The organism is Lactobacillus rizhaonensis, from assembly GCF_036246345.1.
In the GTDB taxonomy this organism is placed as follows: Bacteria; Bacillota; Bacilli; order Lactobacillales; family Lactobacillaceae; genus Lactobacillus; species Lactobacillus rizhaonensis.
Map to the genome: position 1 here is coordinate 481,247 of NZ_BTTV01000001.1, position 25,391 is coordinate 506,637.

The 25,391-nt window shown below is 36.4% G+C and carries 22 protein-coding genes; 2 read left to right on the top strand and 20 right to left on the bottom strand.

All coding sequences use genetic code 11. From position 1 onward, the window contains the following. Positions 1 to 16: 16 nt before the first annotated feature. Positions 17 to 706: a ComF family protein gene (locus AAA915_RS02300; RefSeq protein WP_338199517.1), complete on the bottom strand. Its 690-nt coding sequence runs from the start codon at positions 704 to 706 to the stop codon at positions 17 to 19. Then, positions 703 to 1,986 carry an ATP-dependent helicase ComFA gene (locus AAA915_RS02305; protein WP_338199519.1) on the bottom strand — a complete coding sequence of 428 codons (1,284 nt, stop codon included), beginning with the start codon at positions 1,984 to 1,986 and terminating at the stop codon, positions 703 to 705. The genes AAA915_RS02300 and AAA915_RS02305 overlap by 4 nt, the downstream gene beginning before the upstream one ends. Before the next feature lie 41 nt (positions 1,987 to 2,027). Between AAA915_RS02305 and AAA915_RS02310 the strand changes: the two genes are divergently transcribed. Then, the gene (locus AAA915_RS02310; protein WP_420915098.1) at positions 2,028 to 2,696 is read left to right on the top strand and encodes a YigZ family protein; all 669 of its coding nucleotides are present in this window, start codon (positions 2,028 to 2,030) and stop codon (positions 2,694 to 2,696) included. Between the two features lie 38 nt (positions 2,697 to 2,734). Here the strand turns inward: AAA915_RS02310 and AAA915_RS02315 are convergent, their stop codons facing one another. The 18 genes from AAA915_RS02315 to AAA915_RS02400 form a co-directional block, all read right to left on the bottom strand. Continuing rightward, positions 2,735 to 3,889, bottom strand: a complete 1,155-nt coding sequence (locus tag AAA915_RS02315; protein WP_110445855.1) for a glycosyltransferase family 4 protein — start codon at positions 3,887 to 3,889, stop codon at positions 2,735 to 2,737. 143 nt (positions 3,890 to 4,032) lie between these two features. Then, positions 4,033 to 5,829 carry an FAD-binding protein gene (locus AAA915_RS02320; protein WP_338199523.1) on the bottom strand — a complete coding sequence of 599 codons (1,797 nt, stop codon included), beginning with the start codon at positions 5,827 to 5,829 and terminating at the stop codon, positions 4,033 to 4,035. Positions 5,830 to 5,866: 37 nt separating this feature from the next. Further along, a complete protein-coding gene (locus AAA915_RS02325) occupies positions 5,867 to 6,850 on the bottom strand; it encodes a helix-turn-helix domain-containing protein (RefSeq protein ID WP_338199525.1) in 984 nt (327 codons plus the stop codon). Between the two features lie 149 nt (positions 6,851 to 6,999). Beyond that, complete coding sequence (gene rny, locus AAA915_RS02330) at positions 7,000 to 8,631, bottom strand: ribonuclease Y (protein ID WP_338199527.1); 1,632 nt, start codon at positions 8,629 to 8,631, stop codon at positions 7,000 to 7,002. A 130-nt stretch (positions 8,632 to 8,761) separates the two neighbouring features. Continuing rightward, positions 8,762 to 9,871 (bottom strand): recombinase RecA, encoded by a 1,110-nt coding sequence (gene recA / locus AAA915_RS02335; protein ID WP_294955601.1) that lies wholly within the window; start codon positions 9,869 to 9,871, stop codon positions 8,762 to 8,764. A 151-nt stretch (positions 9,872 to 10,022) separates the two neighbouring features. Continuing rightward, positions 10,023 to 10,682, bottom strand: a complete 660-nt coding sequence (locus AAA915_RS02340; protein ID WP_338199530.1) for an ABC transporter permease — start codon at positions 10,680 to 10,682, stop codon at positions 10,023 to 10,025. Continuing rightward, entirely contained in the window at positions 10,682 to 11,617 is a 936-nt protein-coding gene (locus AAA915_RS02345; protein ID WP_338199532.1) for an osmoprotectant ABC transporter substrate-binding protein, read from the bottom strand. Before AAA915_RS02345 ends, AAA915_RS02340 begins: the two co-directional genes overlap by 1 nt. Positions 11,618 to 11,630: 13 nt before the next feature. Beyond that, on the bottom strand, positions 11,631 to 12,254 hold the full coding sequence (locus AAA915_RS02350; protein ID WP_294602084.1) for an ABC transporter permease: 624 nt from the start codon (positions 12,252 to 12,254) through the stop codon (positions 11,631 to 11,633). A gap of 1 nt (position 12,255) precedes the next feature. Beyond that, on the bottom strand, positions 12,256 to 13,431 hold the full coding sequence (locus AAA915_RS02355) for an ABC transporter ATP-binding protein (protein ID WP_338199534.1): 1,176 nt from the start codon (positions 13,429 to 13,431) through the stop codon (positions 12,256 to 12,258). 159 nt (positions 13,432 to 13,590) lie between these two features. Further along, the gene (gene pgsA, locus AAA915_RS02360) at positions 13,591 to 14,151 is read right to left on the bottom strand and encodes a CDP-diacylglycerol--glycerol-3-phosphate 3-phosphatidyltransferase (protein WP_046324592.1); all 561 of its coding nucleotides are present in this window, start codon (positions 14,149 to 14,151) and stop codon (positions 13,591 to 13,593) included. A 27-nt stretch (positions 14,152 to 14,178) separates the two neighbouring features. After that, positions 14,179 to 15,297, bottom strand: coding sequence for a helix-turn-helix domain-containing protein (locus AAA915_RS02365; protein ID WP_338199537.1), 1,119 nt, complete (start codon positions 15,295 to 15,297; stop codon positions 14,179 to 14,181). A gap of 65 nt (positions 15,298 to 15,362) precedes the next feature. Continuing rightward, positions 15,363 to 16,091, bottom strand: a complete 729-nt coding sequence (gene ymfI / locus AAA915_RS02370; RefSeq protein WP_338199539.1) for an elongation factor P 5-aminopentanone reductase — start codon at positions 16,089 to 16,091, stop codon at positions 15,363 to 15,365. Positions 16,092 to 16,262: 171 nt separating this feature from the next. Continuing rightward, complete coding sequence (locus tag AAA915_RS02375) at positions 16,263 to 18,713, bottom strand: DNA translocase FtsK (RefSeq protein ID WP_338199541.1); 2,451 nt, start codon at positions 18,711 to 18,713, stop codon at positions 16,263 to 16,265. A 19-nt stretch (positions 18,714 to 18,732) separates the two neighbouring features. Next, complete coding sequence (locus tag AAA915_RS02380; protein ID WP_294602097.1) at positions 18,733 to 19,125, bottom strand: DUF1149 family protein; 393 nt, start codon at positions 19,123 to 19,125, stop codon at positions 18,733 to 18,735. A 1-nt stretch (position 19,126) separates the two neighbouring features. Then, positions 19,127 to 19,684, bottom strand: a complete 558-nt coding sequence (locus AAA915_RS02385; RefSeq protein WP_294757263.1) for a tRNA (cytidine(34)-2'-O)-methyltransferase — start codon at positions 19,682 to 19,684, stop codon at positions 19,127 to 19,129. Between the two features lie 42 nt (positions 19,685 to 19,726). Then, positions 19,727 to 20,938 (bottom strand): AI-2E family transporter, encoded by a 1,212-nt coding sequence (locus AAA915_RS02390; protein ID WP_338199545.1) that lies wholly within the window; start codon positions 20,936 to 20,938, stop codon positions 19,727 to 19,729. A 13-nt stretch (positions 20,939 to 20,951) separates the two neighbouring features. Next, positions 20,952 to 21,332: a PTS glucitol/sorbitol transporter subunit IIA gene (locus AAA915_RS02395; protein ID WP_294602105.1), complete on the bottom strand. Its 381-nt coding sequence runs from the start codon at positions 21,330 to 21,332 to the stop codon at positions 20,952 to 20,954. A gap of 80 nt (positions 21,333 to 21,412) precedes the next feature. Next, the gene (locus AAA915_RS02400; RefSeq protein ID WP_338199548.1) at positions 21,413 to 24,169 is read right to left on the bottom strand and encodes a cation-translocating P-type ATPase; all 2,757 of its coding nucleotides are present in this window, start codon (positions 24,167 to 24,169) and stop codon (positions 21,413 to 21,415) included. Positions 24,170 to 24,334: 165 nt separating this feature from the next. Here AAA915_RS02400 and AAA915_RS02405 point away from each other — a divergent pair, with 165 nt between their 5' ends. Continuing rightward, the gene (locus AAA915_RS02405) at positions 24,335 to 25,369 is read left to right on the top strand and encodes a lactonase family protein (RefSeq protein WP_294602111.1); all 1,035 of its coding nucleotides are present in this window, start codon (positions 24,335 to 24,337) and stop codon (positions 25,367 to 25,369) included. Positions 25,370 to 25,391 lie beyond the last annotated feature (22 nt).

Below are 25,391 nucleotides of genomic sequence, written 5' to 3' on the forward strand. Positions count from 1 at the left end.
GCTGAACAATTTTGTTTTATCTACATAAAGTAAAGCTACTAATTTTCGCATTGGGGAAAATTTTTGCCAGCGCATCTCGAGCATGATAAAGCGTTCTGCCAGTAGTGTATATGTCATCCAGCAAGAGAACAGTGCATTTTTGAAAATTAATCGTAAAGTTTTTCTTAACAAAAAAACTTTGCTTACTTCTTAATCTTTCAGCACGATTTTTCTCTCCCTGAGCTCCTAGTCCTGATTTTTTACCCAGTACATTTGTTAAAGGAACAAGACTACCGTATAGTGCAGTGATTGTATCAAATCGTCTTTGAGCGATGTGCTCAGAAGAAGTTGGAACTGGGACATAAACATCAGCTTTATATTTAGATAGTTCTTTAACACACAATTCTTGCAGTGCAGCGTATAAAACATAGTCACCATAACGTTTATAGTTAACCATTAAATCATGGAATGCTCTGTTATATAAATAAACAGAGTGATTAATTAATAACTTTTCGCCATATATTTTTTGCCAAGTCACACAATCAGAGCAAATCTTATTTTGATTTAAATTTCCCGAGCATATTGGGCAATGCTTTTCAGGTATATGAATGAACTTTTTTAAACAGTGGTCACAAATACTTTTGCAATCTTTTTGGGGCAAAGAAAACAAATGTAAAAATGACATTTTCGAAATAAAATACTGTCCACATAATAGGCATTTTTTCATTTATTCATCTCACGAATTTGCTTCATAGCATTACGCAGACTTGAAGTATATTTTTGGTAGCAAAATAATATTAAACCCGTTGGATCAGTTTTAGCCCGACCAACTCTCCCCGCAATTTGGACCAAACTAGAAGTATTATAAATTTTATCATCAGCCTGGACCACAATTACCCAAACATGATTAAAGGTTACTCCACGTTCCAAAATAGTAGTGGTAACAAGCAATTGTATTTGTCCACGCCTGAATTTATCAACTTTTGCAATTCTTTGTACATCATTAGCATGTACACCCTCTATTGTTACTTGATTGAATTCTGGCTCATTTTTAAGCGCACTAACATATGGTTTAATCAAATCAATTTTGGGCAAAAACAAGAGTAGTGGATGCTTAGCCTTAATTACTTTGCTAATTTCTTGCATAAGTTTTGGATTAATCCGTTTACCTTCTAAAAATGGACGTAAAAACAGTTTTTCTTTTGGTACAGGCAAAAGATGGCCATGAAAACGTCTATTTAACTTTAATTGCTGAATTTTGCCCATTTTAACAAGTTTTAACAGCTTTTTTGTTGGTGTTGCTGTCAAATATACCATCCGGCCATTATTCTTAAGCGCATTATTCGCTGCAAAATTAAGCCCAGGATTTTGCACATATGGAAAAGAATCAGCCTCATCAATGATCAATAAGTCAAAAGCATGGAAAAATTTTAATAATTGATGGGTGGTACAGATGGTTAATTGCTCTAAGCCTGGCTCTCGGTATTCATGTCCATGATATTTACCAATTCTGATTTTAGTGAATGCCATCTGCAAGCGGGGAAATAATTCATTAACTACATCTATTCTCGGTGCAGCTATGCAGCACCGCTTTCCTTCCGCTAAACAGTGGGCAATCAAAGGAAACATCATTTCAGTTTTACCAGCACCGGTTACTGCATGAACTAAAGTATTTTGCTTATTTATGTAGTTCTGAACCAAATCCTTAGCGATTTTTTCTTGTTGAGCTGTTAATTTACCATCCCAAGTTAAGCCACCGTTTCTTGTTTGAGGGAAGTTTACTTTCTCCCCACTACGAATAAGATAATCACCTTCAACTACTCTTCCTAAACCAATACATTCGCGACAATATCTTTTGCCGTTCGGCAATTTAGCCCAAACCTTAGCATTGCATCGTGAACACCGATCATTGATGATAGCCTTGATTTTTGTTATACCTTTCTTTGTGCTAAAATCCATTTGACTACTAAGCCATTGACGACCAGCAAGATGAGAAATATTTTCCATTTTGTCCTCCAATGATAAGTACGCAAAAAGGGCTGATTGTTTTGAATGAAAATGAAAAAGAAAACTATTTAACCATTAAGGAAAATGGTGACCATGAATTAATAATTAAAAAAAGTCGCTTTATTGCCACTGTTATAAGAACTTTAACCGTTAAAGAGGCTGAAAGTGCAATTAATGCTGTTACCCAAAAATACCGTGATGCTACCCATAACACTTTTGCTTACACTATTGGATTAAATGACGAGCATGTCAAAGCAAGCGATAATGGTGAACCATCCGGAACCGCAGGTGTTCCAGAATTAAAGGCGCTTCAATTAATGAATCTTAAAAACGTTACCGTGGTAGTAACGCGCTATTTTGGTGGGATAAAACTGGGAGCTGGCGGCTTAATTCGTGCCTATTCCAACAGTGTCACTAAAGCGGTTGAAGCTATTGGAGTGGTTAAGCGCGTGCAGCAACAAGGCTTGAAATTTCAAGTTGATTATAAAAAATTTGACGAAACTCAGCATTATCTTAATCAAAAAAAGATTTTCATTGATAATATAGATTATGGAGCGCAAGTCACAATTTCCATTTTTATTGATGAAAACAAGTTAAAGCAACTCGAAAAAGACTTAATCAATATTTTGGCGGGTAAAGTAGAATTTGAGCTTCTTCCCCAAAGATATAACGAGGTACCTGTCACTCGAAACAACTACCATGAGCAATAGAAAAGACTCACATGTGAAATGTGAGTCAACTTTAAAATTTATTCTTTTTTCTTCTTTTTTAGTTGCTCAGGTTTATCTTGTCCCAGATGCCAAACTTCCACCGTTGGATCTTTTTTACTGCGTGAATTAATTAATTTTTGGGTTAGATTCAGCAAAGGCTTATATTTTTCACCTAAAAGTCCGATGGACTCTACGAAAAATTCAAGAGCAACTGCCAAACCAGCAATTAAGACCCACATGCCCCACATTGGCGACAATAAAAATAAAAGGGAAATAAAAGAGAAGACCAGTGATATTGCATAAATACTTAAAACAGTTTGTCTGTGTGTCAAGCCCATTTTCATAAGTTGATGATGCAAATGATGTTTATCAGCTTGAGAAACGGGCCGATTATTAAGTTTGCGCCGAATCATGGCATAAAGCGTATCAGTAATCGGCACGCCTAAAATAGTGACTGGCACAAGTAATGAAATGAAAGTGACGTTCTTTAAACCTTTTAGAGAAAATACGGCAATCATGAACCCAATATATAACGCTCCCGTATCACCTAAAAATATTTTAGCCGGGTGAAAGTTATAGGGTAAAAAGCCCAGCAAACAAGCTGCCAGCATAAAACAACCGATCGGAATATAGAGTTGACCAGTGTGCAAGAAGAAATAGCCCACAATTCCCATCGTTATAAGCGAAATCATAGAGACACCATCAGCCAATCCGTCAAGCCCATCAATTAAATCAACAGCATTAGTTAAAGCTAAGATCCAAAAAATAGTAATTGGCAGGCTCCACCATCCCAAATTTATTTGTTTGTTCAAAAATGGTAGGTTAAGAACATTCATTTTAATACCGGCAAGAAAATAAATTACTAAAGCACCGATAAAAATACCCAGCATTTTTTGTCTTGGTTTCAGCTCCATAATATCATCGATTATACCAGTCAAAACGATTACACTAGAACCTAAAAGTATGCTGAATGCTTCATGAGTTGGAAATTGATCGCGCAGAAGAATAAAAGCTCCTATATTGAAGGTGACAAAAATACCCAATCCCCCTAGGGTTGGCATTGGTTTTTTATTTACTCTTCTTTTATTGGGAATGTCGACAGCACCTAATACAAAAGCTAATCGCCTAATAAAAGGTGTGATCGCAGCCTGTATAATCACTAAAAAGAATAATTCAACAATAATTTTAAACATAGTCGGCTACTTTCATTTAAAGTTGTCTTAATTATACAGGGTAGAGTAAAAATGCACAAATTAGGTTGATTAGCATAAGTATTTTCTAAAGAAAAAAACTGGATGCAAATGTATCCAGTTTTAAATATATTTAACTTCAAAAACTAATTTTGTGAAGCACCGGAACTAGTATCAGTTTTTACTTGAGCGTTTTTTGCAGCACTTTCACCAGCAATTCTGCCAAAAACAATAGCATTTGTAATACCTATACCACAACCTGGATAAATTTTGCCTCGCCAACCACCTGTGGTACTGCCAGCGGCATATAAATTAACAATAGGATTATTTTGATTATCTAAAACCTCTGTTTTCTTATTAATTGTTAATCCACCGGCCATATCAGGGGTTGCGGGTGCCATTTTAGCAGCGTAAAGTGGTTTCTTTAATTCTGTCAAATCAACTTTACGACCAAATTCAGTATCTCTACCTTTTTCTACATCAGCATTCCATTTATTGATTGTTTCTGTTAAAGTAGCTGAATCCAAATTAGTTTGTTTAGCTAGATCTTCAATGCTATCAGCTTTCTTAATGTATCCATCTTCAATCTCACGTTTCAAATGGGGTGACGGTGCAGGTGCGGAAAATGCAGTCGGCATTTTATCAACTATTCCTTGATCAAAGATAATCCAAACAAAGCCTTGATCTAAAGTAGCAATTTCCTTAGCTGCAAATTCAAAATAAGTATCTTCACTTAGGTGTCTTTTAGCATCCGTACCAACCCAAATATAAGGATCTGTCCAAGATGGACACAATGGACCTATACTTACATTATTTCCGGATTTAATTGCAACCCACGTTGCAATAGGCATCCACATGTCTCTTAATTTAGCTCCGATTTGTGCTCCCATGGTGATACCATCACCCATTTGTCTAATGGACCCATATGATTCACCGACTGCAAAGTCTGGTGCAAAACTTTTAAGCATTTCTTTATTGCGAGAGAAGCCAGCAGTAGCAACAATTACACTTTTACCACGAAAGTTTCCTTTATTCGTATGAACACCGATAACCCGACTATTTTTATCCGTAATTAAGTTTTCTGCAGTAATATTAAAAATAAACTTAGTTCCAACTTCTTTAGCTTTCTTGAATAGAGGTGTAGTAATTCCATATCCACTTTTTTCTACCGTAACATGTGATCTTGCTGCAGGTTTAGCATAGTCCTTCATAGCTTCTTCATTGCCAATCTCTTGAACTTCTTCAAATTTGACTCCCACATCATTGGCTAGCCATTCATAATCTTCAGCACCATATTCAACCATAGCTTCACGCATGTCTGGATCTTCATAACCTTGACCAACTGCTTTCAAGTAATTATTCCAGTTTTCCTTAGTATCATCAATACCCTGTGACTTTTGTAAACTAGTTCCTCCACCAGCATTATAGTATCCCCCAGATAAGGTCGCATCTGACAGCATATAGCTTGAAGTGTATTCGAGACATATAACGGATACTCCTTTTTGTCGAGCAGCAATTGAAGCAGATAAGCCAGCAGCACCGGAGCCTATAACTAAGACATCTGCTTTGTCTTCAAACTTTAAAGTAGCGGGATCTAAATAACGGTAATCTTGTTTATCGTTAGTTTTAGCAACATTTCTTAAGTCAATTTTTTTATTTAAGCCAGTTGTATCGCCAGCCTTAATAAGTGCATTCTCAACAGCCTTCTCAATTGCATGAAAACTTATCGTAGCACCTGTAACCGCATCAATATTGTAAGACTGATTTTCAACAATCAATTCTGGTGCTTTTTTTAAAGCAGCATTACTAATACCCTCAGTTTCATTTTGCTGATCAATCTTAACATCTTTGATTTTATTATTTTTTACCGTTACAGAAACATTTATTTCTCCACGATTACCTGAACCAGTACCGTGAAACACACCATCTCTTAAATTTGCCATTTTATTTTACTCCTAATTTATTTTCTTAATATGACTATTACATCAAATCATTTTTTAATATCAGTTGACGCCGATAATTTAAGGCAGTCATTCCTGTCCATTTCTTAAAGCTTTTATAAAATGAAGTCACGTCTTTAAATCCTATTAAAAAGCTTACTTCTGCCGTACTTAATGTAATATCTTGCAAAAGATTGAGCGCCAATATTTTTCTGACTGTTCTTAATTGCGCTTCAAAATTCGTTCCCTCGCTTTTTAACCAACGTTGCGCTGTTCGAGAAGACACCCCTATTGCATTTGCTACATCTTGTAATTGAAAATTTCCACCAGCAATCAACTTAAAAAGTATATTTTGAACTAATTTTGAAAATGAATGTTCGCCATCAAGATCAATAATATCCTGTTTTAACCCCGGTTCCATTAGATCCCAGATAATGTCATTCTGAGTAGAAAATGGTTCCAGTAAATTTTGCTGATTAAAAACCAAGTAATTGTCTAAGCTTTTTTGAGGCTTAATTCCTATATACTCGGTTATCTCTGGACCATATGTATATTGGCAGCCAATTGAAATTGGTTTTATTTTTTTATTTGTACCTGTTCTAATCAAACTTACTAACGATATTTGATCAACTAGTAAACTAAACCTTGAATTTTTGCAATAATCTTTTAAATAACTAATATGAATACGAAAATTATCACCTTCTCTAAAAGTACCCATTTTGATAGGCCCAATAAGCTGCTCATATGACGCTAAGCGTTCTATTGCTTGCAATCCATTAGTACTAGAAAGAGCGGCAAAATAAGGAGGAACAAATTGATAGAAATTACTAACATCACTACAAGCTAAAATTTGTTTATCAGTTGCTTCTTTATCAAGTACATCGTAACAAAGTGAATCTTTTGTCCATTTAGTATTCAAATTTTTATCTATTATATTAGTATTTAGTGCACCTGAAGTTGAATTAAATGGATATCCTAAACTGTTTAAAACGCTTTTTAAGCCTCGAGATATTGTTAAATCCATCGCTAATCCTCCTACTTGTTTTGTATTGTATACTCTTTCACTAAGATTAAATATGATATTTTACGTCACTTTATGGTTAAATACGCCCACTTAATCAGTTACTTTTATAAACAAAAAAGGATTGAATTTTTAGCATTCAATCCTTTTATTTATTTTGCAATTGATACAGCACGTTTTTCACGAATAACTGTTATTTTAATATTACCGGGGTAATCAAGTTCTTTTTCAATTTGATTGCGAATATCTCGTGCTAAAACAGTAATACGATCATCTGAAATCTTATCAGGTTCAACCATCACGCGGACTTCCCGCCCAGCCTGAATAGCATAAGCCTGTTTGACTCCATCATACCTATTTGCTATTTGTTCAAGGTCGGTAAGTCTTCTAATATAATTTTCCAAACTTTCGCTTCTGGCACCGGGTCTTGCAGAAGAAATGGTATCCGCTGCAACTACCAATTCAGCAATAAATGATAACTTAGGCACATCCCCATGGTGTGCTGCAATTGCATTAACAACCACATCCGGCTCATGATATTTCCTTGTAAGTTCTACACCAATTTCTACGTGTGAACCTTCAATGTCATGGTCGACTGCTTTTCCAATATCGTGTAATAATCCCGCGCGAACGGCTAATTTTTCATTTAATCCAAGCTCCGCAGCCATTGTACCAGCTAATTTTGCAACTTCAATTGAATGACCCAAAACATTTTGACCATAAGAAGTCCGGTATTTGAGTCTACCCAATATTTTAACTAGTTCTGGATTCATTTTATGAATCCCCAGCTCCATTAGAGCGCTTTCTCCGGCTTCGTAAATGTCATCGTTTACTTCTTTACGGGCTTTATCAACAGTTTCCTCTATTCGAGCCGGATGAATCCGTCCATCTTTAATCAAACGTTCCATTGCTCTTTTCGCAATTTCACGCCTAATGGCATCAAAACCACTTAAAGTTACAACTTTTGGAGTATCATCAATTATAAGATCAACTCCAGTAAGTGCTTCAAAAGATCTGATATTACGTCCTTCACGACCAATAATCCGACCTTTCATTTCCTCATTAGGCAAATCAACCACAGAAACTGTTGTTTCAGCTACTGTATCTGCCGAACTACTTTGAATTGCATCAATAATTATTTTGCGCGCATAATGGTCAGCCTTAGCTTTTACTTCTTGATTACTATTACTAATCAACTCTGCCCGTTCTTTGACTAATTCATCTGCCAATTGATCTAAAACAAGCTTTTTTGCCTGCTCCTTGTCTAAATGAGCTACTTCGTAAAGCTTCTGCGTAGTCTGTTCAACTAGTTCATCAGCTTTTTGTAATTTAGCAGCTAATTCTGTTTGCTTTTGCTCTAGCTGTTCATCTTTTTTGGTTAAATCATCCTCTTTTTCTTTTAGCAAAGAGTTCTTATGATCAAGAGTATCTTCTCGTTGGGTTAAGCGATTTTGATCGCGCGCAATTTTATCACGTTTGTCGTTTAATTCATCTTCAACTTTTTGTCGATAGTCTTGAATTTGTTCTTGAGCTTCAAGAATTTTTTCTTTTTTAGTGTTTTGCGCACTCTGTTTAATAGCATCAGCTGCTTGCTTTTGTGCATTGACTTCAGCTTTAGCAGCATCAACTCGTGCTTTTGCTTCGGTTAAAATATGGTCGGCATCGTTTTGAGCATTCTGAGCCTTTTTCTCCCAGATCCTTTTACGAATAGAGTATCCTACAACAACGCCAACAATAATTGAAATTATAGCTATCGCGACGGGAATCAAAAATTTACTTATCATGATTTCTATCGCCTTTTTTATTTTTTAGATTATTCACACAATATTAATAATAAAGAACGATGGGACTTATGTCAAACGACATGAAAAAACCTTAACCCATTTTCACAGGTCAAGGTTTATTTCCTCGTAATTAGCTTTTGCTGTCTGCTTCTTTTTTAGCAGAAGCTTCCTTTTCTGTATCAGCAGCTTTTTGGGCTTTTTTAGCTTTGATTTTCTCAGGATCTTCTCTTTCAGCAACTGATTCTTCATCGATACCGAAAGCTTGACGAACCTGCTTTTGGACATCGTCATAGACATCAGGGTGATCTTCAAGATACTTCTTAGCATTTTCTCGGCCCTGTCCAATTCGTTCATCGTGATATGAATACCACGAGCCAGCCTTGGCTATAATGTCCTTGTCGGCCGCCATATCCAACAGTTCACCACTCTGTGAGATGCCCTTACCATACATCATGTCAACTTCAGCAACTTTAAAAGGCGGTGCAACTTTGTTTTTAACTACCTTGATTTTTACACGGTTACCAGTAATTTCTCCACCGGTTTGCTTGATCTTTTCCGCTCTTCTGATTTCCAAGCGAATAGTGGCGTAAAACTTCAGTGCCCGACCACCAGGAGTAGTTTCAGGATTACCAAACATAATTCCAACTTTTTCACGAATTTGATTGATAAAAATTGCAATAGTTTTGGTCTTATTAATATTACCCGAAAGCTTACGCAGAGCTTGACTCATTAAGCGAGCTTGCAGACCAACATGACTGTCACCCATTTCTCCGTCAATTTCAGCTTGAGGCACAAGTGCTGCAACAGAGTCAACAACTAAAATATCAATCGCACCACTTGTAATCAACGTATCAGCAATTTGTAAACCTTCTTCACCAGTATTTGGCTGAGACAAAATAAGTGAATCAACATCAACACCCAACGCCTCCGCATAAGCTGGATCCATAGCATTTTCGGCATCGATATAAGCTGCTGTACCACCTCTTTTTTGCACTTCGGCTACTGCATGTAATGCAACGGTTGTTTTACCAGAAGATTCTGGTCCGTAAATTTCTACAATTCTACCCCGGGGATAGCCGCCAACTCCCAGGGCCGCATCAAGAGCAAGCGAACCTGAGGGAACGGTCGAAATTTTGGTGTCAGCTTTATCGCCCATACGCATAACAGCGCCTTTACCAAAATTCTTTTCAATTTTCTTAAGCGCATTTTCCAGTGCAGCTTGTTTTTCATCCTTGGCCAAGACTCTTGTCCTCCTCTATCATAATTTCTTTAATTTAGTACGTAATAATTATACTTTGCTTTAGTGTATATTTGCAAGAAAAAAGGCGAACAAATGTTTATTATTTTTATTCACATTATTAAGTACGAAAAAGCTGCAAAAAACTTTTAATTTATTTTTTAAGGCCTTTGGGTTCCAAAACTTTTTGCAGGAAATTTAAAATCACATCTGCCAAGATTGCCATTAATGCTGTAGGAAAGGCGCCAGCTAGTATAATGGCACTGCCATTAGTAGCATTGGTGCCGCGAATAATTATGTCTCCTAAGCCACCTGCTCCAACGAACGAACCAATTGAAGTGATACCAATTGCTATTACTAAAGCATTTTTTAAGCCGGCTATAATAACAGACATTGAGAGGGGTAATCTCACCATATAAAGTAGTTGCAGTTTTGTCATTCCCATTCCTTTTCCTGAATCAATGACATTCTTATTAACGCTTTTCATACCAGTATATGTGTTTTTAATAATTGGCAAAAGTGAATAAAGCGTAACGGTGACAATAACGGTCATAACGCCTAGGCCCAAACCAATCATTACAATAGACAACAGGGCAAGCGAAGGAATCGTTTGAATAAAGTTTGCAATTTCTACAACAAAATCTCCTAAATGTCCATTGCGCGAAATAAAAATTCCAACCGGTATACCAATAATAGCTGCAAATAAAACGCCATAGATTGAAATCAAAAAAGTACGGTTAAATTGTGCTAATACATAACTACCATTATGGACATAATAATAAATAAATTGCTGCCATAAAGATAAATGAGACATTATTTCTCCCCCCTAAAGTAATTATGTTTTTCTAAAAATTGCTGTGCAACCGTAGCTGGTTCAAGTAGCTTGTCATCTACTTGGAAGTTCATTTTACGTATATCATGAACACTCACATTACCCACTAATCTTTCCAAAATTGCTTTTAATTCAGGATGCTCTCTTAACAAATAGTTATTGATTAGCATTCCACAATTATATGGTGGAAAGAAATGCTTATCATCTTTTAACAGGTGCAAATTGTAACTATCAATCCTGCCATCAGTAGAATAGCCTAGAATAACATCCATCTTACCGCTTTTCAGGGCTGAATATACTAAGCCGATATTCATAGGGTGTGCTTTAGAAAAGGTTAATCCATAAGCTGTTTGAAAAGCAGGATAACCGACTCCCGGAGCATTTACCCATTCGGAAGCTACACCGAAAGAAAATTTATCTTTAACTTTCTTTAAATCAGAAATCTTATACAGATGGTAGTTCTTTTGATCTTTTGCTCTCACCATAAAAGCATAATTATTAGCAAAACCATATGTATGCAAATAAGTTTGGTCCCATCTCTTTTTTACTTCACGCCTAACCGTATCATTTGCCTTTTTGGAATTCTTAATAGCCGGCAATAGAAGATTTGCAGTTAGTTCACCACCATCATAAGCAGCAGCTTGAATATCGGCATCATGTCGAATTAGAGCTTGATGCTGCATAGGAGCAGAACCTAAATTATTAACGATTGAAGTTTTATATGAAGTTTCATGTTCAATCAATTGGGCAACAATATTGGCCATAATTTGTGATTCAGTAGTTGTTAATGCCGTAATTCTAATATTTTCCTGACTGCCCTGACTATCAGAAAGTCCAGGCAAGCCACAAGCACTAGTAGTTAACATAATAAGCAAGGCTGTTATCATCAGTAATATCTTTTTAAAATACTTTTTCATGATGAATACCTCCTTATATTCCTTTTGGTGTTAATTTACGTTCTAGCTTACCCAATAAATAATCAGTTAGAAGTGCCAATATGATGACAGGAATGGTACCACCAAAAATTAGATCAGTTTGATATAGACTAAGGCCATTAAAGATGAAGTCGCCAAGACCTCCAGCACCTATATAAGAAGCCAAAGTAGCCCACGCAATAACATAAATCGCAGAAAGTCTTATTCCCGCCATGATCACAGGCATTGCTAAAGGAATATCAACCTTCAAGATTAATTGCATATTCGTCATACCTAAGCCGCGAGCTGAATCAATAGTGTCTGGGTTTACCCCCATTAGGCCCACATATGTATTACGCAAAATAGGCATTAAACTATAAAGAAAAAGTGCAATAATTGCGGGCAATTTACCAATACCGAAGAAAGGAATCATGATCGCGAGCAATGCCAAAGCTGGTATGGTTTGTAACATACTGGCAATAGCAATCACGACTTTTGCCACTCGCGGAAATTTCATTAATATGATACTTAATGGAACTGCCACAATTATTCCTAAGCCTAGTGAAATAGCTGAAATATATATTTGTTGCCATGTTTTCACTAATAATTCTGAGCCATGTTGTGCAAAAAAGGCTGACATTTTAGTTCGCCTCTTTTTCCGTATTATTTTGCGTGTGGCCTTTATCGCCCCATATTTTTTGGTAAACGACATTAACCAAACTTGCACGAGTAACTATACCGACTAATTTATTATCCCCATCAATAACCGGAATATAACTCTTGTTGCGGCTCATGATGCGACTAAAATTGTCCCGCAAATATTCATCAGGACCAACTGTGCTTAATTTAGTAATTAAAATATCACTAACGCTGCTTGCGTTAGAATAATTGCGCTGCAAATCATCAATCGAAATATAACCTTTAAGGTGGTCACTATTATCAACCACTAAAAGCGTATCGACACGGTGTTCCTTCATCATGGTTAAGGCATTAGGCAAAGAGGCACCCAAGTCAATCCTAATCGGATTAGTCATCACGTTTTTAACTTTTACGGTTTCATATTTTGCTTCAGACAAGCGCTCTTCACCGATCAAACTTTTAACATAGTCATTAGCAGGATGATGTAAAATCTCCTCAGGCGTTCCTACTTGAATCAACTGCCCATCATGCAAAACAACTACTTTAGTAGCTAACTTTAACGCTTCATCCATATCATGAGTGACAAAAACAATTGTTTTGCCTAATCGCACTTGTAAGTTTTGTACCAAATTCTGTAAACTTTCACGAGTTATCGGATCTAGCGCACCAAATGGCTCATCCATTAATATTAGATTTTGGTTTGCTGCCAGTGCACGTACAACTCCAATTCTTTGTTGTTGACCGCCAGATAGCTCAGTTGGATACCTGTCTAAATATGATTCCGGCAATTCAGCCATTTGAATCAACTTTTGCGCTTCACCAGCTAATTTTTCTTTAGGCCATTTTAATAACTTGGGTACTAAAATGATATTATCCCTAATGGTCATATGAGGCATCAAACCATTATTTTGAATAACATATCCAATATGACGTCTTAAGTTGACGGGATTAAAACTTTTAACGTTTTTACCGTTAACCAGCACTTCGCCTTTAGTTACGTTGTTCATGCGATTAATCATTCGCATCAAAGTAGTCTTTCCTGAACCGGAGGTGCCAATTAGGCAGCAAAAATCACCTTTATCTATTTCAAAACTGATATGGTTAACAGCCGGATTTTTCATTTTAGGATATATCTTGGATACATCTTTGAACTCAACCATTGGTATTTTTTCTCCCATAAATTTTCCTCCTTTTCAATATTTCCTTAATTTAATCCTAACAAGTAAATGAAGCATAATCAACAATTGACCATTTTACGCCCTTTTTTATATTAAAAAGAAGCACAAAAAAAGCACTACCTTACAGTGCTTTTTAATAAAACTAAATTTTTCTTTAATTTACATTGAACCTTCAAAAACATCCCATGAACTGTGGAAATAATCCCAGCCAGAATAGATAGTAAAAATCAGTGCAATATAAAGTAAGATAGTGCCTATATGATAAAAGTCACCAATTAACAAAAAGATAATTGAAAGCATTTGACATGTCGTTTTGATTTTACCAGGCATAGCTGCAGCCATAACTTGCCCTTTATTCTCAGCCAAAATCAAACGCAATCCAGTTACAGCCAATTCACGACAAACAATTATTGCTACAACCCATGCTGGAGCAAGTTTTAAAGAAATTAACATTATAAATGCGGTCATAGTAAGCATTTTGTCAGCCAAAGGGTCCGCAAACTTTCCAAAATTTGTGACCAAGTTGCGTGATCTGGCAATATGACCATCAAACCAATCAGTTGCAGAAGCAACTGCAAATACAATCGCAGCTATTACCAATCTCCAATAAACAGTAGTACCAGCAACTTTAAAACTGGCATCGCCACCAAAAATGACAATTAACATGAAAACCGGAATCAATAATATTCTAAAAACCGTTAACTTATTAGGCAAATTCATTCTTAACTTTTCCTCCAAAAATAGTTACTATTTTTTATCATCATTTCCACTAGAGGAATTACCTCCAGAATGGCCAGAATCATTACTATGCTCAGTGCTATTTGATTGATTGTTATCATGATTCGATTGACCATTATTCTGGGAACTTTGATTATTTTGAGTATTTTGTTGACCATTATTTGTATTCGAACTTGCACCATTATTACCATTAGAATTATTAGTTTGGCTGTGCTCTTGATTTTGCTGGTTCGAATTACTATGTCCTGAATTATTATTCGTAGTTCCGGAATTATTTTGACTTTGATGTTGTTGGTTGCTTTGACTATTTTGATTACTTCGATGTTTGCCAATATAAAAGGTTAAAGAAAGACTCGAATTTTGAGCTGTATATGGTACTTTTCTGCCGCCAATTGTAACTGATGTTCCCAGAGCGTTGCTAAATGTAACGACAACAGATTGAGCTGTTTCTGGAATTCTTAAAGTGTGTTTTTGACCAGCTGTTAAAGTCTGACCACTTTGGTTTACGCCATTCATTGCAATAGAAACTGTAGTTGCTTGATCACCAGCTCTAACAACTAAATTGCGATTATTTTTAAGGCCGGTAATCTGAAACTGATTCGCAGCCAGTTCCTTAATTTTAACGCTCTTCTTTTTAATTTTCTTAACTTTGCGGTGTCGTTTACCACTATCCGAAGAAACAGAAACATCGTTAGCTTCATTGTTATTTTCATTGCGACTAGAAGAAAAATGAGCAAACACAACGTAGCATACTAAAAGCACTACAACAATCCCCAAACCGACAATGATTCGTGGAAGGTAATCCTGCCAAATCTTTTTCTTATTACTGGTGGTTTTGCGTACTTCCTCACTTTTATTGTCAATCGAATCTTCGACAAATTCTTCGGGTTCAGCTTTAGGTATGTCTTCGTGGTATTCACTTAGCAGCTTTTTACCATCTAAACCAACTATCTGTGCATATTGTCTAATGAAAGCTCTGACGTAAAAATCACCAGGAAGTTTATCAAAATCATTTTGCTCGATTGCAGTCAGATATCTACCTTGAATTTTGGTTGTTTTTTCAATGTCTTCAATTGAAAGTCCTTTAGCCTCTCTGGCACTGCGTAATTTATCTCCGATATCTGCCATAGTTACCTCTTCAAATTCTAAATTTACTCTTTGAGTATAACATATACTACATATAATTATTACATTTAAATAAGCCAGCCGCCACTAACATAAATAGTCTGACCAGTTAGATACCCTGACTGAACGTCAAGTAAAGTTTTAACCCAATAAGAAATGTCCTTACCTTCTGCTAAACGACCAACAGGTATTTCACCCTTAACTTCTTCCATCGTTTCAGGGCCAAGCACTGCATTCATTGCTGTATTAACAGCACCTGGTGCAACAACATTAACCGTAAGGTTAGCTGAAGCAACTTCGCGGGCATAAGCTTGAGCAAACCCTTCGAGACCTGATTTGGAAGAACTGTATGCCGCTTCCATGGCACTACCTGCCCCACCGTAAACTGATCCTAAATAAACAATACGACTATAATCATTTTTTATCAAATGAGGTTCGAATAGTCCTGTCAATTTAATTGGGGTAATCAAGTTTATACGCATAATATCATCAATTTTGGCTGTATCTTGACTACTAACAAAATTATAATCGGTAATTCCCTGGGCAAATACTACAGCGTTAACTGGTAATAAATTATTAACAAATTCTTTTAAATCTTTATTTTCAGCCAGAAAATCTAATTTGATGGGAATAAAATCCTGCTGAGGATATTTTTGACTCATCCCTTGAGCCAAAGAATAAGCTTTTTGCCAATTTTGACTGCAATGAATGTAAAGAGACCAACCAGCATTAGCCAACTCAACACAAATAGCCTGACCAATGCCACCTGTAGCACCAAATACAAGAGCTCGCTGCAATTAAAACATTCCTTTTATTCTATTTTTACTTTTAATATTGAAAATGATCCTAATAACTGAATCAATCTTCTCGAGAATAACTCAGTTATGTATTCACATTCAATTTTATTTTACCATTATTTTTTCACAAATTTGAACTAATAAAACGACATGATAAACTTTCTTAAAAAATTAGCTCTGATCTTCCTCTTTTTTAGGCGGTAATAAAACTTGGCGAGGTTTTGAACCTTCAGATGGGCCAACAATACCTTTTTCTTCCATTTCATCAACTATCCTAGCGGCACGATTATAGCCAATACGAAATCTTCTTTGCAAGAGTGACACACTGGCCGTTTGTTGTTGCCTTACTAAGTCCACTGCTTGATCATAGAATTCGTCTTTTGGCTCATCATCATTATTTTCAGAATTTTCTTGGCCTTTTTGTGGAATCATACCTTTATCATATTCGGGTTTCTGCTGTTTCTTTACCCATGAGATAATATTTTCAACCTCATGTGAAGAAACATAGGCTCCCTGAATACGTTCAGGCTTTGAAGCACCAACTGGCATATATAGCATATCACCGCGACCGAGTAATTTTTCGGCCCCAGTCTGATCTAAAATAGTCCGTGAATCAATGCCACTCGAAACAGCAAAAGAAATCCGTGAAGGAACATTTGCTTTAATTAAACCGGTAATGACATCAACACTCGGTCTTTGTGTGGCCAAAATCATGTGAATACCAGCCGCTCGCGCCATCTGGCCTAAACGGACAATTGCTCCTTCAACGTCACGTCCGCCAACCATCATTAGATCACTAAGTTCATCAACTACTACTAAGATATATGGTAACGGCTTCATTGCCGGTTTTGATTTATCTTGATTATTCAGGCGCACCTTTTCGTTAAATTCACTCATGTTACGAGCTCCACTTGCAGCAAACAACTTATAGCGGCGTTCCATTTCTTTAACAGCTTTACTCAAAGCATTTGCAGCCAATTTTGCATCAGTAACTACCGGTATCAACAAATGAGGTACTCCATTATAAACAGAAAGCTCCACCATCTTTGGGTCTATCAAGATTAACTTTACCTGATCCGGCAATGCTTTCATTAAAATACTGGTTAAAATCGTATTAATGGCTACAGATTTACCAGAACCGGTTGATCCAGCAATCAAAAGATGAGGCATTTTAGTCAAATTAGCCGAAATAGTTTGTCCACTGACATCCTTACCCAAAGGAACCTGCATAGGATCCTTTTTGGCCCTGATATCCTGATTTTGCATTACATCTTTAAAAGCAACAATTGAGGTGTTTTTGTTAGGTACTTCTATTCCAATATATGGTTTACCAGGTATTGGTGCTTCTATTCTAATATCCTTTGCAGCCAACGCAAGAGCTAAATCGTCAGCGAGATTAACAATACGACTGACTTTGACACCAACAGCCGGTTGAACCTCATAGCGCGTAATAGTTGGACCCAATATTGCCTTTTTGATAATAACGTTAACGCCAAAACTCTTGAAGGTAGATTGTAAAGTCTGAGTATTTTTGCGAATGAGAGCTTTATCAGTACTTTGGTCAATATTTTTTATATTATCAAGTAATGTTAACGGCGGTTTTTGGTAATCCGGACTAACTTTTTGATCTTGTTTTAAATCACCGTGGTCTATTGCTCCTAATTCTTCCTTAATCTTTTTATCTTCTTCAACAAAAGAATGTGATTTAGGTAATGATGAAACAGAAGAATTACTTTGCTGTGCCTTGTCGCTATTATTTTGACTCGCAACTTGAATTTGCGGCTCAACAGGAGCGTGTTCCGGAATATCACCATATTCTGATTTTTCAGATGGAAAATTAGTTACTTCGTTTTGATCGATGTTACTTTCAGAAGAGTTATCATCCACAGTAAAATCATCCACGTCCGGAAAAACTGGAGCTTTTGTACCCACTGAATTGTGATCTTCCTGGTCACGCAACTCGTTTTTTTTCTGCTCACGTTTCTCTTTGAAAGAGCCATATTTATCTTTTATTTTGTTACCAGCTGCTTTGTTTTTATTAATAAAAAGCTGACTAACAGACTGAAATTTTTTGATAATTGTTGAAAATTTAACATCAAAAAACATCAAAATACCACTCGGTATCAATAAAATTGCAATTATACGCAGTCCTATATGACCAAGTAAGGGGTAAAAAATCTGATAACATAAGGCGCCTATGACTCCACCACCGATATTTTTAGTAACAGCCATGCGACCGAACTCAGCTGAAATTTCATGCCAAAAGACATTCATAAAAGCATTATTAACGAATTCACGTTCAAAATAAATACTGCTTTGAATTAATAAAATTCCTAAAATAGCAAAAAATAGTCCACAACTGCGTTTGAAGTTAAAGTGCATCGGCTTATTATAAATCAACATAACCAAGCCGAAAACAATGCAAATACCAGCTGCAAGCAAATAGGAATCTCCAAAGACCAGGCGAAAAGCATTTGCTACTTGTTTACCCAAGATTCCAAATTTGGCAAATGCTAAAGCAGAGATAACAATTTGTAAAAGTCCGACAATTGCCCATTTAATTCCAGTACTCTGATTTTTCTTTCGAGCCTTTGTGGTTTTTCTCCTTTTCTTTTTTGGCATGATATTACCTAATCAATAGCTAAAAATTAGCTTGGAAGTTCAAGTTGACTGGTTTATCCAACGTAATTTGAGTAACTTGATAAGTTAACGTTTCAATATACTCAACTAAAGGTCTACTAAGCAATTTGTAATCACTCTTACTAAGATCACTACCATCACCAAAGTAATTTTTGATTTGAACAATTTGGCTGATCATCCCGCTTACTGAGAATTCCCCTGGAGCAGGTGCCACGTCAAAAATGATGGTAATGTCAAAATAATTACCATCTACTCCTGCATCTGTTGAGCCATCATCATTTTGTTTTTCAACTTTTTTAAGGCCAAAATTAACTTGATCTTTAGTTTCAGGTTCTTCATTAATATCATAGTGAAAATTTTTTACTAACACTGGTGTTTCTTTTTCAAAGTCCATTTTAATTTCCTCCCAAATTTCTTTCATAGCGTTCAGGACGATTGTAGTTATCTTTTAACTTGTCATTTTCATAATGATGAGAAGTTTCTAGTTTAGGAAAACCTTGTTGACGTAATGCTTCAAGCAAAACTATTGCCACTGAATTAGCTAAATTGTAACAACGAATATTATTTGACATAGGTATGCGCAAATTACGTTCGTAATATTCTCGCATAAAAGTTTCAGGTAAGCCAGTAGTTTCCTTACCAAATATGAAGTAGTAATTTTTGGAAGAATCCGTGTAATCTACTTCAGCGTAATTTTTAGAAGAAAATTTAGAAATAAGATAAAGCTCATCCTGTGGTCCTAACTGCTTCAAAAAGGCATTAAGATCATCATGAAGTCGCACATCAACTTTATCCCAATAATCAAGCCCGGCTCGTTTCATTTTTTTATTATCAATTTGAAATCCTAAGGGCTCAATTAAGTCAAGAACTGTATTAGTACCAGCACATGTCCGAGCAATATTACCCGTGTTTGCCGGCATTAATGGTTCATATAACACTACATGATTTGTCAATCTTTTTTCTCCTTCAACATAAAACTTCTAAACAAACTAACCTTATTCCTTATTTTTCAAATCAGCTTTTTCTACATTTTGCGCAGCAATTTGAGTAGTTTCTTCGTCCTCATCTTCTCTAAAAACTTGAGAAACATTACGATAATAATTATAAACACGTAAAATGATGATTTTTAAGATTGCATAGATAGGAATACCAAAAATGACACCCCAAAGTCCCCAAACAGCACTAGAACCAATTAACAATAAAATTGTAGTTACCGGATGCATTTCCATCTTATTACCCATTACGAGGGGACTGATAATTCTTGATTCAATTGTCTGTTCAATTGCAAAAACAATCAAAACTTTAATGACCATGGGAACTGAAAGCATGATCGCAATTACAATTGCAGGGATAAAGGAAATAAATGTACCAAAATATGGGATCAGGTTAAGTAAACCACTTAAAACAGCAAGCGCAATGCCATATGGCAAGCCTACTATACTATAGCCAATGGCAAACATAATTCCTACCCAAAAGGCAACTGTGATCTGTCCCCTGATATACGAAGCTAAAGCGGTGTTAATATCATAGAGTAGTTCACCAAAACTTTTTTGCCAGCGCTTAGGTGCAAATTGGGTTAGATAGGGCCGCAAATTATGGGCATCTTTTAACATAAAGAAGAGAATAAAAGGTGCTGTAAGTAAAGTCATAACAATTATAGTTACTACACTGATAGCTGATGAAATATTGCTCAAAGCAGCGTTTATGGCTTCGTGACCAGATTTGAAAAGCATATCCTGTGCGCGATTAATAGCATCATTAATATTGCCTTTTACACTATGAAACTGTGGTTTGCTCAGTGCCTCTTGTACAGCATTACTTGCATCCTTCCAAATATGCGGCCAATGTGCAATTAACGAATTAATTTGACTTTGAACAATTGGCAATAAAGTATTCACAATCCACACCAGCAAAATTGCCACAAGCAGAAATAGTCCCAAGATCGTAACCAGTCTTGGCACTTTAAATTTCCGCTCCAAAATATCTACCAGCGGGTTCATGATGTAAAATTGAATTAAAGCAAGCATTAGTGGTGGCAAGATTGCACTCACGAATACTTTAGCAGGGTTTAAGACAAATGAAATTTTGTTGAACAACCAGATTACAAGGAAGAACAACAAAATGTTTAGTAATGCAATACTAAACCGGTTATTTAAAAACCATTTTTGAAATATGGTTCTTTTTTTATGTTTTTTTTCAACTTCCATCAAATCATCCTAATCAAATATGTTCGTAAATTATATCATCGCCAACGTTAAATTCAGGCAGAGTTTGCTTGTCACCTAATGTAAGATACACAGCATTTGCCAAGGGATTTTTAGACTTTTTCTGATTAAAGAAAAGTGTGGCGTGTCCCAATGCCTTCATATCACTGACAACCATTGCGCCAACATAATCAGCTACATAAGTTTGACCATCAATTGTAATTGTGTCCCCTTTTTTCAAAATAAAACCAGTCAGTGGCGATTCAGGGTCAAATTTTTGAATAATTGAAACATCTACCAGTTCAGCTGTAACATTTTCACCAAATAAAATCACCATATTGCTCTTAGGCTCTATAGCTTGTTTACCAATTTTTGTAATAGTTGCTGTCCACTTCATAATTTGTTCTCCTTAAGCTTTAATTTTAGCATAACAAAAACCGCTTAACTAATATATAAGCGGTTTTATTTGTTAGTTCTTTATTTCTGATGGTAAAGAAGCCATTTTTTAATTTCATCAATTATAACTAATGGGATAGGCAAGCAGAACAGGAATAACCAGTCAACAGGCAATAATCTCGTAGTATTGAATAATTGTTGCAATCCTGGAGTTACAGTTAAAGCTAAAAATAGCAGTATTTCAAAGATAATGCCATACCAGATATTGCGGTTACTAAAAATGCCTTTTTTGAATAAAGAAACTTTGTTTGTTCTACAATTCAACACATTTGCAATCTGAGTAAAAATAATTGCTCCTAAGACCATTGTGGTTGCACGCATGTATACCGGACCGTTAGCTGCCAAAGGTACATGAGGCCAACCATTTTGGAAATTAACGAAGAAGTATGCGCCAATTGAAATAGCACTGGAAATGAGACCATACCACAAAAATGCTTTGATTATTACGCTTCTATTAAGCAAGTGCTCATTGCGTTTACGTGGTGCCTGTTTCATGACATCTGGATCAACTGCTTCTCCACCAAGTCCTAAAGCTGGCAACATGTCTGTTCCCAAATCGACTGTCAAGATCTGCATTACCGTCATTGGTAAAGGAATCATACCTCCTGAAAACAGGAATAAAATTGAAGGAAAGGCTTCCGGCACATTTGAAGTTAGGATATAAGTCAAGAACTTACGAATATTGCTATATACTGCCCGTCCTTCTTCAATTGCGGCTACAATTGAAGCAAAATTATCATCAGTCAATATAATATTAGCAGCGTCCTTTGCCACGTCTGTGCCAGTGAGACCCATTGCAATACCGATATCAGCTTGCTTCAGTGCAGGGGCATCATTAACTCCATCACCGGTAGAGGCGACAATTTCACCGTTTTCCTGCAAGGTCTTAACAACCTTGTATTTTTGTTCAGGAGCGACACGGGCAAAAATCACTTCTCCTTTTAGTGCTTCTCGTAAATCTGCATCACTCATATCTTCGAGCTCGTCACCAGATATGACCCGCGCCTTGTCTGAAGTCAAACCAATTTGTACAGCCACTGACTTAGCCGTTAGCTTGGAGTCGCCAGTAACCATAATAATCTTAATCTTGGCTTGATGACACCGTTTAACAGCATTATAAATTTCTGGACGAGGAGGATCGCTCATCGTAGTCAAACCAACGAATACCAAGTGTTGTTCAGCCGTTTCGATAGTTAACTTAGCAACGTCAGTATTCTCTTTTTCGACAATGCGGTAAGCCATCGCCATACTGCGGAAACCCTTGGCAGCATAATCAGCATTGTATTTTTCAGCACGCTTTTTATCCTCTTCAGTCATAGAGCGAACCTTACCGTCAACTTGAATCTGGTCACATTGCTTAATTACATCACTGAAAGATCCTTTAGTAAAAATAATATACTGACTGTCGTTCCAGCGATGAATGGTTGACATGCGTTTACGGTTAGAGTCAAAAGGCAATTCACGTAAACGAGGATATTTAACCAGAACTTTCTGACGATCAAAGCCTGCTTTTTCAGCCATAATAATTAAACAAGCTTCAGTTGGAGTTCCCAAAATTTTGGGTTTACCCCCTTTAACTTTGCTGGGTTGAACCGCAGTATCATTATCTAAAGAAGCTATCTGTACCAGCTTATGCAAGTCGGGATTTTCTTCGTACCACAACTGCTTTTTATTCAGTTCAATCTGACCATTATTAACATAGCCGTTGCCCGTAACCGTATATTCATTTTGCGGTGTCCAAATGTAATGAATAGTCATTTGATTTTGAGTTAAAGTACCAGTTTTATCTGAACAAATAACTGTAGTTTCGCCTAAAGTTTCTACCGAATTCAGTTCCTTAACTAAGGCATGCTTTTTAGCCATGCGCTTAACTCCTTGAGCTAAGCTTAAAGTAACAGTTGGAAGCAATCCTTCAGGAATAAATGCAACAATCATACCTAACGCAAAGATAAAGGCCTTGGCAAAAGGATATTTGACAAAAAAGATTGCCGCAATTAAGAACAAAACACCAATTGAGACCGCAATTATTGATAATTGCTTTGTTAGTCGATCTAACTCTTGAGTCAATGGGCTATCAACCTTATTTTGCTTTTGCGTTAGCTGCGCAATTTTACCAAATTCAGTATCCATCCCAGTGGCAAAAGCGATAGCACGAGCAGTACCAGATCCAACTGTTGTTCCGGAATAAACTAAGTTTGCTTCCGCATAACTGCCTTCGCCTGGAGCGTATTCTGTAGTTTTTGATTCTGGCACGGATTCACCATTTAACGCACTTTGATCAACCTGCATAGAACTGGCAGTAATCAGTCTGGCATCAGCCGGAATGGCATTACCGGCCTGAAGAATAAAAACATCTCCTGGAACCAGTTCTTTGGCATCAATCTGTGTTTTTTTACCATCACGGATTGCTTGAACATAGGTTGGCAACATATTATTCAAAGCATCTGTCGCTCTTTTAGCAGCTCTTTCCTGCCAAAAACTGAACAGTCCGTTAATGATATTGACCATCCAAATGGCAATTCCTAATTCAAGCGTCCCACTAAACATGGCTACGGCACCTGAGATCCACAATAAAATTGCCATCATACTAATGAAATTCTTAAAGAAAGTTTTCCACTCGGATTCTTCCTCAGATTTTTTAATTTCGTTACGACCATATTTTGCCAATCTTGCGGTTGCTTCAGCAGAAGTTAAGCCTGCCGAAGATGAGTGAAGATTAGTATAAACTTCAGAAATATCATTCTTAGCGTATAGCTCTCGAATTTTATTTTCTTCCATTTCCAACATACCTCTTGTTTAATTTTTTTGTTTTTATACTAATAAAGCCGACACCATACTTTACCACTTTTTAAAACGATAAAGTCACTCAATATTTTTACAATTGCGTGTCATGCTATACTAATTATTGAGACAATTATAAATGAATTTGGAGGCTTTTCAAGCATGAAATTATTAATTGGCGGATACACCAAAAAAAAGTCAACGGGAATTTATGAGCTGCCGCTTACTCCGGCTGCTAATGGCGTAGAAATGCAAATGGGACCAGCAAAAGAAGTAATCCAAGTTGGTGGACCTACTTATTTTGTTCAAGATGGCAACCTCATTTTTACAATTAACAATGCTGGAGAAAAAGGTGGAATCAGCTCTTTCGAGTTAGTTAATGGCAAATATTCAGAAAAGGACTCTTATTTAACCCCAGGATCTTCACCAGCCTATATTGGAATTAACCGCGAAAAGAAATTATTATATACGGCAAATTACCATACAGCTGTACTCAGCGTATTTTCATACGATGATGAGGGTAAACTGACCTTTTTAGATTCCGTAACTCATACGGCAGATACTCTTGGTCCCTGTCCTGAACAAGCAGATGGCCCTCACCCCCACTTTTTCGATCAAACACCACAAGGCAATTTAGTGAGTTGTGATCTAGGCAACGACTGTGTTGATTTTTACAGTTTCAAGAATAATAAGCTGAATCACCTGGCTAAATATCAAAACGAGCCAGGTTTTGGCACACGCCATATTGTATTTAGTCCTGACGGTAATTATTTTTATGTTGTCGGTGAGCTTTCAAGTAAAATTAACTTAGTTAAGTTCGATGAAGTCCACTGGAATTTTAAAAACATTGCTACCTATTCAACTATTCCTGATGATTTTTCTGACCACAACGGCGCAGCTGCCATAAAAATTAGCCATGATGGTAAATTTATTTACACTTCCAACCGTGGTCATGATACTATCACTGTTTTTGCAGTTAATGATGATCATACCCTGCAACTACGTCAGAGAATTTCAACTTTTGGTGAATTTCCTCGTGATTTTAACTGGGACAAAGATGAAAAATATGTGGTGGCAACCAACCAAAATTCAGATAATGCCACTTTATATACACGAGATGCCGAAAATGGTTGTTTGACCCCAGTTCAAAAAAATATTTTTGTTCCCGAAGGTACTCGCGTACTTTTTAGTGAATAAATTTTGTAAAACAAATAAAAGA

Excerpts from the sequence above, each read along its gene's own strand:
- AAA915_RS02405 (WP_294602111.1), top strand. The coding sequence starts at position 24,335 with ATGAAATTATTAATTGGCGGATACACCAAAAAAAAGTCAACGGGAATT.
- AAA915_RS02320 (WP_338199523.1), bottom strand. The coding sequence starts at position 5,829 with ATGGCAAATTTAAGAGATGGTGTGTTTCACGGTACTGGTTCAGGTAAT.
- AAA915_RS02345 (WP_338199532.1), bottom strand. The coding sequence starts at position 11,617 with ATGAAAAAGTATTTTAAAAAGATATTACTGATGATAACAGCCTTGCTT.
- pgsA (WP_046324592.1), bottom strand. The coding sequence starts at position 14,151 with ATGAATTTGCCTAATAAGTTAACGGTTTTTAGAATATTATTGATTCCG.
- AAA915_RS02325 (WP_338199525.1), bottom strand. The coding sequence starts at position 6,850 with ATGGATTTAACAATATCTCGAGGCTTAAAAAGCGTTTTAAACAGTTTA.
- AAA915_RS02380 (WP_294602097.1), bottom strand. The coding sequence starts at position 19,125 with ATGGACTTTGAAAAAGAAACACCAGTGTTAGTAAAAAATTTTCACTAT.
- rny (WP_338199527.1), bottom strand. The coding sequence starts at position 8,631 with ATGATAAGTAAATTTTTGATTCCCGTCGCGATAGCTATAATTTCAATT.
- AAA915_RS02315 (WP_110445855.1), bottom strand. The coding sequence starts at position 3,889 with ATGTTTAAAATTATTGTTGAATTATTCTTTTTAGTGATTATACAGGCT.
- AAA915_RS02375 (WP_338199541.1), bottom strand. The coding sequence starts at position 18,713 with ATGCCAAAAAAGAAAAGGAGAAAAACCACAAAGGCTCGAAAGAAAAAT.
- AAA915_RS02340 (WP_338199530.1), bottom strand. The coding sequence starts at position 10,682 with ATGTCTCATTTATCTTTATGGCAGCAATTTATTTATTATTATGTCCAT.
- AAA915_RS02390 (WP_338199545.1), bottom strand. The coding sequence starts at position 20,938 with ATGGAAGTTGAAAAAAAACATAAAAAAAGAACCATATTTCAAAAATGG.
- AAA915_RS02300 (WP_338199517.1), bottom strand. The coding sequence starts at position 706 with ATGAAAAAATGCCTATTATGTGGACAGTATTTTATTTCGAAAATGTCA.
- AAA915_RS02355 (WP_338199534.1), bottom strand. The coding sequence starts at position 13,431 with ATGGGAGAAAAAATACCAATGGTTGAGTTCAAAGATGTATCCAAGATA.
- AAA915_RS02395 (WP_294602105.1), bottom strand. The coding sequence starts at position 21,332 with ATGAAGTGGACAGCAACTATTACAAAAATTGGTAAACAAGCTATAGAG.
- AAA915_RS02365 (WP_338199537.1), bottom strand. The coding sequence starts at position 15,297 with ATGGCAGATATCGGAGATAAATTACGCAGTGCCAGAGAGGCTAAAGGA.
- AAA915_RS02305 (WP_338199519.1), bottom strand. The coding sequence starts at position 1,986 with ATGGAAAATATTTCTCATCTTGCTGGTCGTCAATGGCTTAGTAGTCAA.
- AAA915_RS02350 (WP_294602084.1), bottom strand. The coding sequence starts at position 12,254 with ATGTCAGCCTTTTTTGCACAACATGGCTCAGAATTATTAGTGAAAACA.
- AAA915_RS02400 (WP_338199548.1), bottom strand. The coding sequence starts at position 24,169 with ATGGAAGAAAATAAAATTCGAGAGCTATACGCTAAGAATGATATTTCT.